The 16884-nt window shown below is 65.4% G+C and carries 16 protein-coding genes; 10 read left to right on the forward strand and 6 right to left on the reverse strand.

Going from position 1 to position 16884, the window contains the following annotated elements:
* The first annotated feature begins 369 nt into the window (after window positions 1-369).
* The 3 genes from JLK41_RS13585 (at window position 370) to JLK41_RS13595 (ending at window position 3044) form a co-directional block, all read left to right on the forward strand.
* The gene (locus JLK41_RS13585; RefSeq protein ID WP_210389132.1) at window positions 370-2028 is read left to right on the forward strand and encodes a nitrite/sulfite reductase; all 1659 of its coding nucleotides are present in this window, start codon (window positions 370-372) and stop codon (window positions 2026-2028) included.
* The gene (locus JLK41_RS13590; protein WP_047585640.1) at window positions 2012-2509 is read left to right on the forward strand and encodes a DUF934 domain-containing protein; all 498 of its coding nucleotides are present in this window, start codon (window positions 2012-2014) and stop codon (window positions 2507-2509) included. Before JLK41_RS13585 ends, JLK41_RS13590 begins: the two co-directional genes overlap by 17 nt.
* Window positions 2510-2642: 133 nt before the next feature.
* Window positions 2643-3044 (forward strand): transcriptional regulator, encoded by a 402-nt coding sequence (locus JLK41_RS13595; RefSeq protein WP_210389133.1) that lies wholly within the window; start codon window positions 2643-2645, stop codon window positions 3042-3044.
* A gap of 93 nt (window positions 3045-3137) precedes the next feature.
* Here the strand turns inward: JLK41_RS13595 and JLK41_RS13600 are convergent, their stop codons facing one another.
* On the reverse strand, window positions 3138-4817 hold the full coding sequence (locus JLK41_RS13600) for a DEAD/DEAH box helicase (protein ID WP_210389134.1): 1680 nt from the start codon (window positions 4815-4817) through the stop codon (window positions 3138-3140).
* A 289-nt stretch (window positions 4818-5106) separates the two neighbouring features.
* Window positions 5107-5886 (reverse strand): spermidine synthase, encoded by a 780-nt coding sequence (locus JLK41_RS13605; protein WP_210389135.1) that lies wholly within the window; start codon window positions 5884-5886, stop codon window positions 5107-5109.
* Window positions 5887-6022: 136 nt separating this feature from the next.
* On the opposite strand from JLK41_RS13605, the gene JLK41_RS13610 reads away from it, so the two are divergent.
* From JLK41_RS13610 to loiP, 7 genes are all read left to right on the forward strand, one after another.
* Window positions 6023-7351, forward strand: a complete 1329-nt coding sequence (locus JLK41_RS13610; RefSeq protein ID WP_210389136.1) for a flavin-containing monooxygenase — start codon at window positions 6023-6025, stop codon at window positions 7349-7351.
* Window positions 7348-8286: a bile acid:sodium symporter family protein gene (locus tag JLK41_RS13615; RefSeq protein ID WP_210389137.1), complete on the forward strand. Its 939-nt coding sequence runs from the start codon at window positions 7348-7350 to the stop codon at window positions 8284-8286. Before JLK41_RS13610 ends, JLK41_RS13615 begins: the two co-directional genes overlap by 4 nt.
* Entirely contained in the window at window positions 8286-9068 is a 783-nt protein-coding gene (locus JLK41_RS13620) for an SDR family NAD(P)-dependent oxidoreductase (RefSeq protein ID WP_210389138.1), read from the forward strand. Before JLK41_RS13615 ends, JLK41_RS13620 begins: the two co-directional genes overlap by 1 nt.
* The gene (locus tag JLK41_RS13625) at window positions 9068-9808 is read left to right on the forward strand and encodes a sulfite exporter TauE/SafE family protein (protein WP_210391233.1); all 741 of its coding nucleotides are present in this window, start codon (window positions 9068-9070) and stop codon (window positions 9806-9808) included. Before JLK41_RS13620 ends, JLK41_RS13625 begins: the two co-directional genes overlap by 1 nt.
* Window positions 9805-11598, forward strand: a complete 1794-nt coding sequence (locus tag JLK41_RS13630) for an N-acyl-D-amino-acid deacylase family protein (RefSeq protein WP_210389139.1) — start codon at window positions 9805-9807, stop codon at window positions 11596-11598. The genes JLK41_RS13625 and JLK41_RS13630 overlap by 4 nt, the downstream gene beginning before the upstream one ends.
* Before the next feature lie 84 nt (window positions 11599-11682).
* Entirely contained in the window at window positions 11683-13035 is a 1353-nt protein-coding gene (locus JLK41_RS13635; protein WP_210389140.1) for a class II 3-deoxy-7-phosphoheptulonate synthase, read from the forward strand.
* A gap of 169 nt (window positions 13036-13204) precedes the next feature.
* Window positions 13205-13957 carry a metalloprotease LoiP gene (loiP, locus tag JLK41_RS13640; protein ID WP_210389141.1) on the forward strand — a complete coding sequence of 251 codons (753 nt, stop codon included), beginning with the start codon at window positions 13205-13207 and terminating at the stop codon, window positions 13955-13957.
* A 42-nt stretch (window positions 13958-13999) separates the two neighbouring features.
* Here loiP and JLK41_RS13645 read toward each other — a convergent pair whose 3' ends face one another.
* From JLK41_RS13645 to JLK41_RS13660, 4 genes are read right to left on the reverse strand one after another with little or no spacing between them, the layout of a single operon-like run.
* Window positions 14000-15190 (reverse strand): winged helix-turn-helix domain-containing protein, encoded by a 1191-nt coding sequence (locus JLK41_RS13645; RefSeq protein WP_210389142.1) that lies wholly within the window; start codon window positions 15188-15190, stop codon window positions 14000-14002.
* 14 nt (window positions 15191-15204) lie between these two features.
* Window positions 15205-15651, reverse strand: a complete 447-nt coding sequence (locus JLK41_RS13650) for a DUF3291 domain-containing protein (protein ID WP_210389143.1) — start codon at window positions 15649-15651, stop codon at window positions 15205-15207.
* Window positions 15652-15668: 17 nt separating this feature from the next.
* The gene (locus JLK41_RS13655) at window positions 15669-16601 is read right to left on the reverse strand and encodes a DMT family transporter (protein WP_210389144.1); all 933 of its coding nucleotides are present in this window, start codon (window positions 16599-16601) and stop codon (window positions 15669-15671) included.
* Window positions 16602-16624: 23 nt separating this feature from the next.
* On the reverse strand, window positions 16625-16849 hold the full coding sequence (locus JLK41_RS13660) for a DUF1127 domain-containing protein (RefSeq protein WP_037047589.1): 225 nt from the start codon (window positions 16847-16849) through the stop codon (window positions 16625-16627).
* Window positions 16850-16884 lie beyond the last annotated feature (35 nt).

Below are 16884 nucleotides of genomic sequence, written 5' to 3' on the forward strand. Positions count from 1 at the left end.
ATGCGTGTCGGCCCCGATCCTTACTGTCCGCTGACCCAGAAGATCGCTGTACCGACCGCGATCAGGATCAGGCTGAAGATTGCCCAGGCATCGATGACGCTGTCGGCATTTTCGACTTCGCTGTGCTCGCTCATGGCTCCCCCTCTTCTTGTGCTTGTGGGTACCGCACAGTGCATTTAAGACCAGCCTTGCGGTTCGCTCAAACCTTCTGGTTATGCTCTGGGCCCGTCTTATTCCTTAAAGTCAGGTTTATATATTCAAACATCACTTTTACGCATAAACCTGAGCTGGTATCGTGCCCCGGCTCCTCGGGGAGTGCGCGGCCGTGCGCGCTGATTGGCAGTAAGTAGCCTGAAAACAGGACCCTTCATGTACGTATATGACCAGTACGATCAACAGATCGTCGAGGATCGCGTCAAGCAGTTCCGCGATCAAACCCGCCGCTACCTCGCCGGAGAGCTGAGCGGCGAGGAATTCCGCCCGCTGCGCCTGCAGAATGGCCTGTATATCCAGCGCTTCGCGCCCATGCTGCGTGTCGCGGTGCCTTACGGCCTGCTGTCGTCTGCCCAGGTTCGCGTGCTGGCGCGCATCGCCCGCGACTACGACAAGGGTTACGCGCACATCAGCACCCGGCAGAACGTGCAGTACAACTGGCCGGAGCTGGAAGACGTACCGGAGATCCTTGCCGAGCTGGCCACCGTGCAGATGCACGCGATCCAGACCAGCGGCAACTGCATCCGCAACACCACCACCGACCAGTTCGCCGGCGTGGCCAAGGATGAAGTGGTCGATCCGCGCCCCTGGTGCGAGATCATCCGTCAGTGGTCGACCTTCCACCCCGAGTTCAGCCACCTGCCGCGCAAGTTCAAGATCGCCGTCAACGGTGCCGTCAGCGACCGCGCGGCCATCGAGGTGCACGACATCGGCCTGGAAGCGGTGAAGAACGACGACGGCGAGCTGGGCTTCCGTGTATCCGTCGGCGGCGGCCTGGGCCGTACCCCGATCGTCGGCAGCTTCATCAACGAGTTCCTGCCGTGGCAGCACCTGATTTCCTATCTCGATGCCATCCTGCGCGTGTACAACCGCTATGGCCGTCGTGACAACAAGTACAAGGCGCGCATCAAGATCCTGGTCAAGGCGCTGACCCCCGAAGTCTTCGCCGAGCGCGTCGACGCCGAGTGGGCGCACCTGAAGGATGGCCCGATGACGCTGACCGACGCCGAAGTCGCACGCGTTGCCACGCACTTCGTCGACCCGGCCTATCAGGCCCTGCAGGACGAAGACGCCCTGCTCGCCCAGCAAGATGCCGAACACCCTGGTTTCGCCCGCTGGCGCCAGCGCAACACCTTCGCCCACAAGAAGCCGGGCTATGTGGCCGTGACCCTGTCGCTCAAGCCCACCGGCGTGGCACCGGGCGACGTCACCGACAAGCAGCTCGACGCCATCGCCGACCTGGCCGATCGCTACTGCTTCGGTGAAGTGCGCAACAGCCACAACCAGAACATCATCCTCGCCGACGTCGAACAGCGTCAGCTGTTCACCCTGTGGGGCGAGCTGCGTGAACAGGGTTTCGCCACGCCGAACGTGGGCCTGCTGACCGACATCATCTGCTGCCCCGGCGGCGATTTCTGCTCGCTGGCCAATGCCAAGTCGATCCCGGTGGCCGAAGCCATCCAGCGCCGCTTCGACGATCTCGACTACCTGTTCGACATCGGCGACATCGACCTGAACATCTCCGGCTGCATGAACGCCTGTGGTCACCACCATGTCGGCCATATCGGCATTCTCGGCGTGGACAAGAAAGGCCAGGAGTTCTACCAGGTGTCGCTCGGCGGCAACGCCGGCCGTGATGCCAGCCTGGCGCAGATTCTCGGCCCGTCCTTCGCCCAGGACGACATGCCGGACGTGGTCGACAAGATCATCAAGGTCTACGTCGAGCAACGCACCGAAGAAGAAAGCTTCCTCGATACCTACCGCCGCATCGGTATCGACCCGTTCAAGGAGCGCGTCTATGCAGCGAATCATTAAGAACGACCAGGTCATCGACGAGACCTGGCACCTGCTGGCCAAGGACGTGACCCTGGACGCCATCCCCAATTGCGACGACGTCATCGTGCCGCTGGCACTGTGGGTCGAGCATGGCCATGCACTGAAAGCCCGCGATGGCGGCCTGGGTGTGTGGCTGGAGGCTGGCGAGGAAATCGAAGAGATCGCCGACGACCTGGCGCACTTCCAGGTCATCGCCCTGAACTTCCCCGCCTTCACCGACGGCCGCCACTCTTCCACCGCTTACCTGCTGCGCACCCGCTATGGCTACAAGGGTGAGGTGCGTGCCATCGGCGACATCCTCCGCGACCAGCTGTTCGCACTGCGCCGCGTCGGCTTCGATGCCTTCGCCCTGCGTGCCGACAAGGACCCGGTCGATGCGCTGAAAGCCTTCGAGGACTACAGCGAGGTCTATCAGGCCTCGGCCGACCAGCCGCAACCGCTGTTCCGCCGCCGCGCCTGAGCGCGCCGACGAGAAACGCCCCGACTGGTTCGGGGCGTTTTCGTTTCCGGGCTACCGCCCGTGCAATCCATTCGAACCGTCACCTCCCCGTGCAGTCGGACTCATTGAGCCCATCGCTTGAGGAGACACTGCCATGACGCACAATTGGGATCTGGTCGAACGCCTGCTGCATGAGGCGCAGAACTGCGCCGGCAAACCCTTCGCCCCGCGCCAGTACGCGCAAGACCTGGCCGATGAGCAGGGCCTGTCTGCAACAGTCGACCTCGACCACCTGCGCACCCAGGCGACCCGCTACGAAGCGCGCCTGCTGGAAAACGGCTTCATCGAGCCACGCCCGGAGAGCGAAGGCGGCAATGGCGAGAACTTTGTCCTGACCGGGCGCGGCACGCAGCTGCTGAGCATGCTCGACAGCAGCATTCCCGGCAGCGAGCATCCGCGAGAAGTACTCGACGAAGCCGGTGAAGCCGCGTTCACCCCCGAGGTCTTCGAACGCCTCGCCACCAAGGCCACACGCGGCGAAACCGCCCGCCGCTAGGACGACCCGAGGTACACAAACGAAAACGCCGCATCCCGGAATGGGATGCGGCGTTTCATGGCGCTCGAAACCGGGCGGCAAGCCCGTCCCGAATCAGTCCTCGCGGTAGCGACGCAGCTTCAGCGCCTTGCCGGCCACGCGGGTGTCCTTGAGCTTGCCGAGCAGGCGATCCAGGCCCTCTTCCGGCAGTTCGACCAGGCTGAAGGTTTCGCGGATCTGGATACGGCCGATGGCTTCACGGGCCAGGCCGCCCTCGTTGAGGATCGCGCCCAGCAGGTTCTTGGCGGCGATGCCGTCACGGTTGCCCAGTGCGGTACGGCAACGCACGCGACCCTCGGCCAGCGGCATCGGCGCACGACGCTCGCGGTATTCGCCACGCTCGCCACCGCGATCGGTATCGCGCTCACGGCGCTCGCGCGGTGCGCCCACACCCGGCACCAGCGGCTGTTCACGCTCGACACTGGCCAGATCCAAGGCCTGGCCATTGGTGGCCTTCTTCAGCAGCGCTGCCGCCAGGGCACGCGGGCTGCAGCCGATATCGGCGGTCAGACGGTCGAGCAGATCGCCATGGCTGGCCTCGGCATCGGCAACCAGCGGCGCCAGGCTGGCGGTCAGCTTCTTGATGCGGGCATCCAGCACCTGCTGCGGGTTGGGCAGCTTGACCTCGCCGACCTTCTGCCCGGTGACACGCTCGATCACCTGCAGCATGCGACGCTCACGCGGCGTGACCAGCAGCAGCGCACGGCCATCGCGACCAGCACGGCCGGTACGACCGATACGGTGCACGTAGGACTCCGGGTCGTACGGCATGTCGACGTTGAACACGTGGGTGATGCGCGGTACGTCGATACCACGCGCCGCCACGTCGGTGGCGACGACGATGTCCAGGCGACCGTCCTTGAGCGAGTCGATCACGCGCTCACGCTGTGCCTGGGCGATATCGCCGTTCAATGCGGCAGCCTTGAAACCCTTGGCTTCCAGCGCGGCGGCCAGGTCCAGGGTGGCCTGCTTGGTACGCACGAAGGCGATCAGCGCGTCGAATTCTTCGACCTCCAGCAGGCGCAGCACGGCGTTGGTCTTCTGATCGGCGTGGATCATCAGGTGCGCCTGCTCGATACGCGAGACGGTCTGGGTCTTGGCCGCGATCTTGATGTGCTGCGGCTCGCGCAGGTGCTTCTCGGCGATGGCGCGAATCGAGTGCGGCAGCGTGGCGGAGAACAGCACGCTCTGGCGGCTTTCCGGCATGGCTTCGAAGATGATTTCCAGATCGTCCATGAAGCCCAGCTTGAGCATCTCGTCGGCTTCGTCGAGGACCAGGTGCTGAATGGTGGACAGCACTTTCTCGTCACGACGCAGGTGGTCGACCAGACGGCCCGGGGTGGCGACGATGACCTGCGCGCCCTGGCGAATGGCCTTGAGCTGCGGGCCCATCGGTGCGCCACCGTAGACGGCAACGACGTTCACGCCCGGCATCTGCTTGGAGTAGGTTTCGAAGGCGGTGGCCACCTGCAGGGCCAGCTCGCGGGTCGGCGCCAGGATCAGGACCTGCGGCTCACGCTTGGCCGTGTCGATCTTGGACAGCAGCGGCAGTGCGAATGCGGCCGTCTTGCCGGTACCGGTCTGCGCCTGGCCGATCATGTCGTGGCCCGCGAGGATCACCGGAATGGCCTGCGCCTGGATCGGCGACGGCTCTTCGTAACCGACGGCGGTCAGAGCGGCGAGAATATGGGGATGAAGTCCGAGCGCGGCGAAGCCGCCGGTTTCCTGGGTCATGGGTCTGCCTCAAGTGCATCCGCAAAGACCCATGTTCCAAAGCTGCGCATGCCGTGCAAGACCTTGTGGGTCACCCTGGCAGCCTGGTTCGGCGGGGATTTGCGAAAACGTGATGAAAGTGAATCGTCAAGGATAGTCCGCAGCGGGACTGGCTGCCGGAGTCGAGCCCCGGGCGAATTGCACTACCTGAACGTGGCCGGAAATTTGGCCGGCGCGCACTATACCGGAAAATCCTGACCCAGGTGCTGGTTTTTGCGCTTTCTCGGGCAGCGAACCGCTCAGCGGTGCATCAGGTAGCCGGACGCATCGCCTCGATCAGCGGTTGCAGCGCATAGCCCAGGCGCGGCGCCAGCTCACCGGCCCGCGCCTGCAGGCGCCCCATGTTCAAGCGTTGGTCGAGGTCGGCCGGGATCAGCAGCACCACGTTGCCCTCCTTCACCGGGCATTCCCAGTAGTGCCGATGGTAGAGGCCGCGCAACAGCGCCGCCCCCAGGGGCTTGCCGTCGTTGCTGGCCCACTGGTTGATGATCAGCCAGCCGCCGGGATTGAGCTTGGCCTGGCACTGTTCGAGAAAACGCCAGGCCAGGTGCCCGACGCCAGGCCCCTGGTCGGTGTAGAGGTCGAGGAAGATCAGGTCAGCGCTTTCCGCACTGTCGAGCAGGTCGGTGGCGTCGCCGATGCGGATGGTCAGGCGCGGGTCGTCGTCCAGGCCGAGGAACTCCATGGCCAGGCGCGGCACGTCGGGGCGCAGTTCGATGGCCTCGACATCCTCCAGCGGCAGAAACTTCAGGCACGCCTGGGTCAGGTTGCCGGCGCCCAGGCCGAGAAACAGCGCGGTCTCCGGCGCGTCGTGGCAAAGCGCGCCCAGCAGCATGGCGCGGGTGTAGTCGTACTCCAGCCAGCTGGGATCACCGACGAATACGCAGCTCTGCTCGATCGCGTCGCCAAACTCGAGAAAACGGTAGGCGCCAATCTGCACCACGCGAATCACCCCGAAGGCGTCACGCACCTCGGTCAGCAGCACCTCGTCCTGCAACTGCAATTCTTCGCTCGACGGCAATCCTGGCATGGCTCCCTCTCCAACAGTGACATCCCGTACCACAAGAGGCGGGCTAACGGCGCCAATTGTCATTGAAGCAGTCGCCCCAGGTCACGCGATAATTCCACCACTTGCGCTGCTACTCATAACAATAACGAGGTTCGCCATGTACGCCATCATAGGCGCCGGCCCCATGGGCCTGTGCACGGCCCGGCATCTGAAGAAACAGGGTATCGACTTCGTCGGCTTCGAGCTGCACAGCGACGTCGGCGGTCTGTGGGACATCGACAATCCGCACAGCACCATGTACCACTCGGCCCACCTGATCTCTTCCAAGGGCACCACCGAGTTCAGCGAATTCCCCATGCGCGCCAATGTTGCGCCCTATCCGCATCACAGTGAGATGCGCCGCTATTTCCGCGACTACGCCGGACACTTCCGCCTCTACGAGCACTACCAGTTCGATACCCGCGTGGTGAAGCTGGAGCGCCTCGCACAGGGCTGGCGACTGACCAGCGAGCGTGACGGCGAACAGCGCGAATGGCACTTCGAGGGCGTGCTGATCGCCAACGGCACCCTGCACACCCCCAACCTGGCGCAACTGCCCGGTGACTTCCAGGGTGAGCTGCTGCACTCGAGCGCCTACAAGCGTGCCGATATCTTCGCCGACAAGCGCGTGCTGGTGCTCGGCTGCGGCAATTCGGCCTGCGACATCGCCGTGGACGCCGTGCACCGTGCCGCCTCGGTGGACCTGTCGGTACGCCGCGGCTACTACTTCCTGCCCAAGTTCATCCTCGGCAAGCCCACCGACACCTTCGGCGGCGCGATCAGGCTGCCGCGCCGCCTCAAGCAGACGATCGACGGCCTGCTGGTGCGCGCCCTGGTGGGAAAACCCTCGCAGTACGGCCTGCCAGATCCCGACTACCGCCTGTACGAATCGCACCCGGTGATGAACTCGCTGGTGCTGCACCATATCGGTCACGGCGATATCCGCCCCCGTGGCGACATCCACGCGGTGAGCGGCCACTGCGTGACCTTCGCCAACGGCGAGCAGGCGGAGTACGACCTGATCCTGATGGCCACCGGCTACCGGCTGGACTACCCCTTCATCGCCCGCAGCGAATTGAACTGGCCGGAGGATGCCGGCGCGCCACAGCTGTACCTCAACGTCTTTCACCCCGAACACGACGACCTGTTCATGCTCGGTATGGTCGAAGCCTCCGGCCTGGGCTGGCAGGGGCGTGACGAGCAGGCCGAGCTGGTCTCTCTGTACATCCGCCAGCTGCAGGCCGGCAGCCCTGCCGCGCAGGCCCTGCGCCAAACCATCCGCGCCCAGGCCGGCCAACGCCTGGACGGCGGCTACCAGTACCTGCAACTGGAGCGCATGGCCTACTACGTGCACAAGGACAGCTATCGTAGACGCATCGCCGAACACAGCGCGGCGCTGCGCCGCGAACTGGCCGGCGACGTCACACCCGCGACACAGGGGGCATGAACGTGGAGCAGGTCAATATCGCTTTCGACCCCAGCAGCCTGGTGCTGATCAACCTGATCGTCGCGCTGATGATGTTCGGCGTCTCGCTCGACCTGCGCGCCGAGGACTTCCGGCGCATTGCCCGAGCCCCCAGGGCGCCGGTGATCGGCCTGCTGGCGCAGTTCCTGTTGCTGCCGGCGCTGACCTGCCTGGCCTGCTGGGCATTGGCCATCCAGCCGGAGCTGGCCCTGGGCATGACGCTGATCGCGGCCTGCCCGGGCGGCAGCTTCTCCAACATCATGACCTGGATGGCCCGTGGCAACGTCGCGCTGTCGGTAAGCATGACTGCGGTGTCCAGCGTCGCGGCCAGCGTCCTGACGCCACTCAACTTCGCCTTCTACGCCTGGCTCAACCCGCACACGCGCCCGCTCCTGACGCAGATCGCCCTCGATCCGCTGAGCCTGCTCCTGCTCGTGCTGCTGGTACTGGGCGTGCCGCTGCTGGCGGGCATGTGGGTCGGCCGGCGTTTCCCGCAACTGACACTGAAAGTGGAGAAGCCGCTGCGACTGATCGCCCTGCTGGTGATGCTGGCGTTCGTGGCACTGGCCTTCAGCCGCAACCTGCAGCAGTTCACGCAACACTTCCACCTGTTCTTCTGGCTGGTGGTGGCACACAACGCGCTGGCGCTGGGCACCGGCTATCTGAGCGCGCGACTGAGCGGCCTGCCGCCCGCCGACCGACGGGCGCTGACCCTCGAAGTCGGCATCCAGAACTCGGCATTGGGCCTGGTGATCATCTTCACCTTCTTCCCGCAGGCCGGCGGCATGCTGCTGATCGCCGCCTTCTGGGGTTGCTGGCACCTGATATCCGGCCTCGGCCTGGCCTGGCTCTGGTCACGCCACCCCCTCCAGCCCGACGCGCTGCTGACGCCGCTGGCCAACCTCGGAGAAAAATGATGCGAGTGGTTCTGATCACCGGCGCCGCCAGCGGCCTCGGCTGGCAGCTTGCGCGCGCCTGCCATGCCCGGGGCGACGCCTTGCTGCTGACCGATATCGACAGCCAGGGCCTCGCCGCACGTGTCGACACGCTGGGCACCGAGCGCGTCCTCGGCGTACCCGGCGACATCACCGACCCGGCGCTGCATCAGCACCTGCTGGAGACCTGCCGCCAACGTTTCGGGCGCCTGGATGTGCTGCTCAACAATGCCGGCATCACCCACCGCTCACCCACGGTGCGTACCACGCCGGCGGTGTTTCGCAAGGTCATGGCCGTGGATTATCACGCACCGCTGGAACTGACCCTGGCCGCCCTGCCCCTGCTGCGTGAAAGCCGTGGCCAGGTCGCGGCCATCGGTTCCATGGCCGGCTGGATGCCGGTGCTGGGGCGCGCAGGCTACTGTGCAGCGAAAAGCGCGCTGAGCCAGGCCTTCGAGGTATTGCGCGCCGAGATCGGCCTTGACGGCATCGGCCTGCTGCTGGTCTACCCGAGCTTTCTCGATACCCCCATCGACCGCAATGCGCTGGGTGCAGATGGCCAGCCGGCTCGCCACGCACGCTCGACCATCGGCAACGTGCGCAGCGCCGAGTGGATGGCCGAGGCGATCCTCGTTGCGCTCCACCAGCGCCGCGAACGCCTTTTCCCCGATCGCGGCAGCTGGCTGGCGAGCCTGCTCTGGCGGCTGGCGCCAGCGCTGTATTACCGGCAGATGAGCCGGCGCTTCGCCGGAGAACTGAGGTGATCACGGCGGCCCCCTATGCCCTCGGCGCCTTCATCCTGCTGGCCTACACCCTGGAGGCGATCACCGGCTTCGGCAGCGTGGTCATCGCCCTCTCGCTGGGTGCCCTGCTGCTGCCCATCGAACAGTTGCTGCCGATCCTGGTACCGCTGAACGTCTGCATGACCGGCTACCTGGTGCAGCGCCATCGGCGCCTGATCGACCGGCGCCTGCTGCTTGGCAACATCCTGCCAGGCATGCTCGCCGGCACGTTGCTCGGCTACTGCCTGCTGCCCTATCTGGACGTCCAGCTGTTGAAGACCGCGTTTGGCGCGCTGATCCTCTGCTTCGCCGGACGCGAGCTATGGCGCCTGCGCCGGACATACAGGCTGGCGCAGCGCCCAACCTGGGCCACCCGCCTCATCACCCTGTGCGCCGGCGTCAGCCACGGCCTGTTCGCGTCCGGCGGCCCGCTGCTGGTCTACGGCCTGGCCGGCGCCGAGCTGGACAAGGCGCGCCTGCGCGCCACGCTGATCAGCGTCTGGTTCACCCTCAACAGCCTGCTCACCCTGGCCTTTCTCTGCGACGGCCGCCTGTTGCCGGCGCTGCCACAGGTGCTGAGCTACGCCCCGCTGCTGCCTCTCGGCGTGTGGCTCGGCGAGCAGCTGCACCGACGCGTCGATGAGCGGCACTTCCGCATCGCCATCCACTTCCTGCTACTGGTCACCGGCCTCTTGCTGCTGGCGCCCTGGAGACTGCCATGAGCTACGACATCATCATCAAGAACGGCCTGTATTTCGACGGCAGCGGTGCCCCCGGCGCACTGCGCCATATCGGCATCAGGGACGGCAAGATCGACGTGCTCGCCCTCAGCCCGCTGAACGAAGACGGTTGCGGCGAAGTGATAGACGCCGAGGGCCACTGGGTCACCCCGGGCTTTCTGGAGATCCACTCGCACTACGATGCCGAAGTCATCGCGGCGCCGGCGCTGAAAGAGTCGGTGCGCCATGGCGTCACCAGCGTGACCATTGGCTCCTGCTCCATCAGCATGGTGCTGGCGGAAGCCGAGGACTGCTCCGACCTGTTCACCCGTGTCGAGGCGGTCCCGCGCGAGTACGTGCTGCCGATCCTGCAGGAGAAGAAGACCTGGCGAGACGCCAGGGGCTATCGCGCCTTTTACGATCAGTTGCCAATGGGGCCGAACGTCAACTCCTTCCTCGGTCACTCCGAGCTGCGCGTGGCGGTGATGGGCCTGCAACGCGCCACCCGCCGGGTGAAGCCGAGCGAAGACGAACTCGCACGCATGGAGCAGCTGCTGGAGGAGGCGCTGGATGCCGGCTGCATCGGACTGTCGGTGATGACCACCCGCCTGGACAAGATGGACGGCGACCGCGCCTGGTCCAGCCCGCTACCGTCCACCTTCGCCAGCTGGAAGGAATTCTCGCGCCTGTTCGCCGTGCTGCGGCGGCGCGGCGCGGTACTGCAGGGAGCGCCGAACGCGGTGACCAAGGTCAACGTCTTCGCCTTTCTGTGGCAGGCCCACGGCTGGTTCAGGAAGCCGCTGAAATGCACCATGCTCACCGCCCTCGACCTCAAGTCGCAGCCGCTGTTGCATCGTTTCACGCGGCTGTCCGGCTGGCTGGCGAACAAGGTCCTGCGCGGTCACTTCCGCTGGCAGACGCTGCCAGCCCCCTTCACCCTGCGCCTCGAGGGCCTCAACGTGAACACCTTCGAAGAGTTCGGCGCCGGCGAAGTGCTGCGCGACATCAAGGACCCGGACGAACTCTATGCCAAGGTCCGGGAGCCGGCGTTCCGCGCGCTGTTCAAGAAGCAGGTCAAGGCGGTACTGAGCAAGGGGCTGTGGCACCGCGACTTCTCCGACTGCTGGGTGAGCGAATGCCCGGACGCCAGCCTGGTAGGCAAGAACTTCAAGCAACTGGGCCAGGCTCGCGGACTGGACGCGGTGGACGCCTATTTCGAACTGGCCTGCCAGTACCGCGAGGCGCTGAAGTGGACGACCTGCTACGGCAACCAGCGCGAAGCGATCATGCGCCAGCTGCTGGCCAGTCCCTGGACCCACCCCGGCTTCGCCGACTCCGGCGCGCACCTGCGCTCCATCGCCCAGTACAACTTCCCGCTGCGCTTTCTCAAGTACGTGCGTGACGCCGAACTGGCGGGCGAGCCCTTCATGCCCCTGGGCCAGGCGGTACGCCGCTGTAGCGCCGAGCTGGCCGACTTCATCGGCGTCGATGCCGGCTACCTGCGTGTCGGTGATCGCGCCGACCTGGTGCTGATCAATCCGCAGGGACTCGACGACAGCCTCGATGCGCTGCACGAGGCGCCCATGGAGGTGCTGGGCCTGCAGCGCGTGGTCAAGCGCAACGACGCCGCCGTCGAGCTGACCCTGATCAACGGGCGGATCGCCTATCGCCGTGGCCTGGAGTACCCGCAGGACCTGGGCACGGCGCGGCACTATGGACGCTTCCTGCCGGGGCGCGAGGTGCTGCCACGAACGTCGCCAGCGCGCGACCTGCAGCCCGCCACGGCGTCATGAGCCGTGGCGCCGTCGATACACGTACGGGCAGCAGGGCTTATCGGTTACCATGCGCCTCCGCCCGATCAACGTTAGAGATGTCGCATGCCGCACGCCTGGAGCCCCGAAAGCTGGAGGGCCAAGCCCATCCAGCAGCAGCCTGAATACCCTGACGCCAGCCACCTCGCCCGTGTCGAACAGACCCTGGCAGGTTACCCGCCGCTGGTCTTCGCGGGCGAAGCGCGCGAGCTGCGCCGCCAGTTCGCCGAGGTGACCCAGGGGCGTGCCTTCCTGCTGCAAGGTGGCGACTGCGCCGAAAGCTTCGCCGAATTCTCTGCGGCGAAGATTCGCGACACCTTCAAGGTGCTGCTGCAGATGGCCATCGTCATGACCTTCGCCGCCGGCTGCCCGGTGGTCAAGGTCGGGCGCATGGCGGGTCAGTTCGCCAAGCCGCGTTCTGCCGGCAGCGAGACCATCGACGGCGTGACCCTGCCGGCCTACCGTGGCGACATCGTCAACGGCATCGGTTTCGATGCGACAAGCCGCGTTCCCGACCCGGAGCGCCTGCTGCAGGCCTACCACCAGGCCACGGCCAGCCTCAACCTGCTGCGCGCCTTCGCCCAGGGCGGCTTTGCCGACCTGCACCAGGTGCACCAGTGGAACCTCGACTTCATCGCCAACTCGGCGCTGTCGGAGAAGTACCACCAGCTCGCCGGGCGTATCGATGAAACCCTGTCGTTCATGCGCGCCGTGGGCATGGACAGCGCACCGCAACTGCGCGAGACCAGCTTCTTCACCGCCCACGAAGCGCTGCTGCTGAACTACGAGCAGGCCTTCGTGCGCAAGGACAGCCTGACCGGCCGCTGGTACGACTGCTCCGCGCACATGCTGTGGATCGGCGATCGCACCCGCCAGCTCGATGGTGCCCACGTCGAGTTCATGCGCGGCATCGAGAACCCCATCGGGGTCAAGGTCGGTCCGAGCATGGACCCGGATGAACTGATCCGCCTGATCGACACCCTCAACCCGGAGAACGATCCGGGCCGCCTCAACCTGATCGTGCGCATGGGCGCAGACAAGGTCGAAGCCCACTTCCCGCGTCTGCTGCGCAAGGCGCAGAGCGAAGGTCGCCAGGTGCTGTGGAGCTCCGACCCGATGCATGGCAACACCATCAAGGCCAGCAGCGGCTACAAGACGCGTGACTTCGCGCAGATTCTGGCCGAGGTGCGGCAGTTCTTCGCCGTGCACCAGGCCGAAGGCACTCACGCCGGCGGCATCCACATCGAAATGACCGGGCAGAACGTCACCGAATGCATCGGCGGCTCGCGACCGATCACCGAGGACGGCCTGTCCGATCGCTACCACACGCACTGCGACCCACGCATGAATGCCGACCAGTCGCTGGAGCTGGCGTTCATGATCGCGGAAACCCTCAAGGAGGCGCGCATCGGTAGCTAGATGCCTTGGCGGTCAGCGCCCCAGGGCGAATGATGGCCACTTGACCGGGCAGTCGTTCAGAATGCCAATCGGTTCACGTTTAATCGCGTGGCGGATCATCGACAATAGCGCGCCGGCTGGAAGCCGGTGCCAGATGAATTGCCAACCGCTAACGTTTAAGGACGATGCCATGAAGCTGCAGTATTCTCTCTCCGCCCTCGCACTTGCTACCCTGCTCACCGGCTGCCAGAACATGAGCGCTGACTCCATGCTCAGCACTGGCATGAAAGCTTTCCAGGCCGCCACACTCAGCGACGCCGATGTCAAGGCCATGTCCGATGAGTCCTGCGCGCACATGGACTCACAGGCGAAGATCGCCCCGGCCAGCAGTAAATACAGCAAGCGCCTGAAGAAGATCGCCGCCAACCTCGGCAGCGACGCCGGCGGCATCCCGGTCAACTATAAGGTCTACCTGACCAACGACATCAACGCCTGGGCCATGGCCAACGGTTGCGTTCGCGTCTACAGCGGCCTGATGGACCGTATGAACGACAACGAAGTCGAAGGTGTGCTGGGGCATGAAATGGGTCACGTAGCCCTTGGCCACAGCAAGAAGGCAATGCAGACTGCCTATGCCACCTCGGTTGCCCGTGACGCTGCTGCCGCCTCCGGCAACAGTGCTGTCGCCGCCCTCTCCAGCTCACAGCTGGGCGCACTGGGTGAGGCGCTGGTCAATGCTCAGTTCTCCCAGTCGCAGGAGAGCGATGCCGACGATTTCTCCTACGATCTGCTGAAGAAACGCGGTATTGCGCGTGAAGGCCTGGCCACCGCATTCGACAAGCTGGCCAAGCTTGGTGGCGGTGACAGCAGCATGTTCGATTCCCACCCTGGCTCCGCCGACCGCGCTGCACATATCCGCCAGCGTATCGCGGCAGACAAGTAGTAAGCCCCCTGCCTGCCTGCGCCGCTCTGGCGCAGGCAGCGTCTACTCAAGCAGAATCCTGGCCGCAGAAGGCGCGGGGCTGACCCGTTCCAGCCTCAACCATTGCGCAAGCGCCTGCAGTGACTGCAGCAACGCCAACCGTGCAGCCTCACTCAACTCGCGCTCCTCTAGATGCACGGCATGCACCGCCAGACGCCCCGCCGCGCGCTCGCTGCGCAGATCCACCCGCGCCAGCAGGCGCTCGTTATGCAGGAACGGCAGCACGTAGTAGCCATACACCCGCTTGGCCTGTGGCGTGTAGATTTCCAGGCGATAGCGAAAACCGAACAACCGCTCGGTCCGCTCGCGCGCCCAGATCAGCGAGTCGAAGGGTGACAGCAGTGCACTGTGGCGTATGCGTCTCGGAATGCGCGGCTCGCCGCGGCAATAGCCCGGCTGCTGCCAGCCCTGCACCGCCACCGGCAGCAACGCGCCCTCTTCCACCAGCTCGGCGACTCGGCGCTTGCTGTCGCCCGCGTTCAGTCGGTAGTAGTCGCGCAGATCCTTTTCGCTGGCCACCCCGAGGGCATCGGCGGAGCGCAGCAGCAGGCGACGCTGCGCTTCATCCTCATCCAGCTCGGCCTGATCGAGCAGCTCGCCGGGGATCACCCGCTCCGGCAGATCGTACAGGCGCTCGAAGCCACGACGCCCGGCCACTGTTACCTCACCCGCAGCGAACAGCCACTCCAGCGCGGTCTTCTCCGCGCTCCAGTCCCACCAGGGCCCGGCCTTCTCGCTGCGTGTGCTGAGACTGCCAGCGCCCAGTGCGCCGCGTTCGCGCACCGCCTGCAGCACCGAGTCGATCACGTCGCGCCGCTCGACCCCGAACTTCGCCAGTTGGCCATAGATACCCTGGCCGTCCGCGGCGCGGCGCATGCGCCAGCGCAGCAGTGGATAGAGCTCCAGAGGCAGCAGTGACGCTTCGTGCCCCCAGTACTCGAACAGACGCCGACGCCGCGTGCGCCCCCAGGCCAGCTCGTCGAGGTGCTCGGCCTGGTAGTGGCCAAGGCGGGAAAACGCCGGCAGGTAATGCGAGCGCACAACGGCGTTGACCGAATCGATCTGCAGCACACCCAGACGCTCGATCTGCGCCTGCAGTTGCCGATGAGCGATGGCGCCACGTGACACACGACCGAAGCCCTGGGCAGACAGGGCCAGGCGACGTGCCTCGGCGAGAGAGAGTGAGAGAGTCATGACGCGCCAGCCTATCAGGCCGGCGCCGCGAACGCATGGCGGAAGGTGAAGGCATGCGCCGTCGCGCCATGCTCGCGCAGGTGCGCAAGGCGCTCGGCCGCTTCCACCACGTCTGGACGATGCCCCGACGGCACCCACCACAGTACCTGGTGGGCCTGCTCGATGCGCCCGAACCATTCGCGTCGGCGCTTGAGCATCTCGGTATGCGCGGATTTGTACACGTAGTCGCTGAGCGACTGGACATCCTGCCAGACCGACATGTTGACCAGTACCTCATCCCCGAACGGCCTGATCGCCGTGGCATCCCCCGCCTCGTCCTGCAGTCGCCAGACGAAGCCCGGCGCCGCCTCGGCCAGTGTGTTGATCCGCTCCAGGTTGGCGACGAAGTCCGCCATCTCCGCCGACTCCAGGGGCGCCTTCATTGCCGCGATGTTGAGCTGAGCCAAATGATGAACGGACACGAACTGCCTCCAGACCGCTACTGGCCGCGCAGGCCGGCAAGGTATCGCTTCAGCCAGCGCTCGCTGCTGACCAGCATGATCCCCGCCAGCACCAGCGCGGCGCCGATGATGAAGTTGAGGGTGAGCGGTTCATCCAGAACCAGCACACCGAACGTCACGCCAAACAGTGGCGTCATGAACGAGAACACCGCCATGTTCGAAGCCAGATAACGACGCAACAGCCAGAACCAGGCCAGATAGGTGAAGAACGACACCACCACGCCCTGCAGCAGAACGCTGCCGATGGCCAGCGGCGTCCAGCGCACCTGCCCGAGATCGACCATCGCCAGGGCATAGCCGAGCAGCAGGACGAAGGCCACCGTCAACTGATAGAACAGGGTGAGCCCCGCCGGCGCCTCGGACAGGCGTGAACCGCGCACGACCACGGTAGTGGCGCCCCAGGCCATGCCTGCACAGAGCCCGAGTGCATCGCCAAGCAGAACGTCGGCGTCTATCTCGCTCCACTCGCCGCCCACGCCAAAGGCCATCACCACGCCGCCGAAGCACAGCGCGATGCCCAGCCACTGCAAGCGGCGCAGGCGCTCGCTGGGCAGCATCAGGTGCAGCCCCAGCGCCGAGAAAATCGGCGCGGTATAGAGGAATACCGCCATGTGCGAGGCCGAGGTGTAACGCAGCCCCAGGGCGATGAAGAAGAACTCCAGGGCGAACAGCACGCCAGCCAGCATCCCTGCCAGCCAGGTACTTCCCAGCCAGCCCCGCCAACCGCGCTGCCAGAGCAACAGAATGCCAACCAACACGGCAGCGATGCCCGAGCGCAATGCCACCTGCAACATCGGCGCGATGTCCTCGGCCGCCAGCTTGATGGCGACCTGCTGGCTGCCCCATATGGCGCACAGCAGCAACATCAGTTGAAACAGGAAAAAGTCCGCACCCTTGCGTACAGCGGTCATTCAGTCACTCCAATGATCACGACTCACTTTCTCAGCGGGTCATCCCAGAACGGCCGCTCGGCCTCCTGCAACGCATCGGCCCGGGATAGACCGAGGTCCTTCAGCGCCGCTCCATCCAGACGCGCCAGTTGCTGACGCTCTCGAGCCAGTTGACGCCAGCGCCGCAGTACACGCCACATTTCTGCCAGCGATGGCAGACGGTCGAAGTGGATAGCCTGAGCCAACGCATAACCTTTTTGACCTTTCATCTCGATGCCCTCCCTGTGGGGTTGGCATCAGTGTC

The organism is Ectopseudomonas khazarica (assembly GCF_017915135.1).
In the GTDB taxonomy this organism is placed as follows: Bacteria; Pseudomonadota; Gammaproteobacteria; order Pseudomonadales; family Pseudomonadaceae; genus Aquipseudomonas; species Aquipseudomonas khazarica.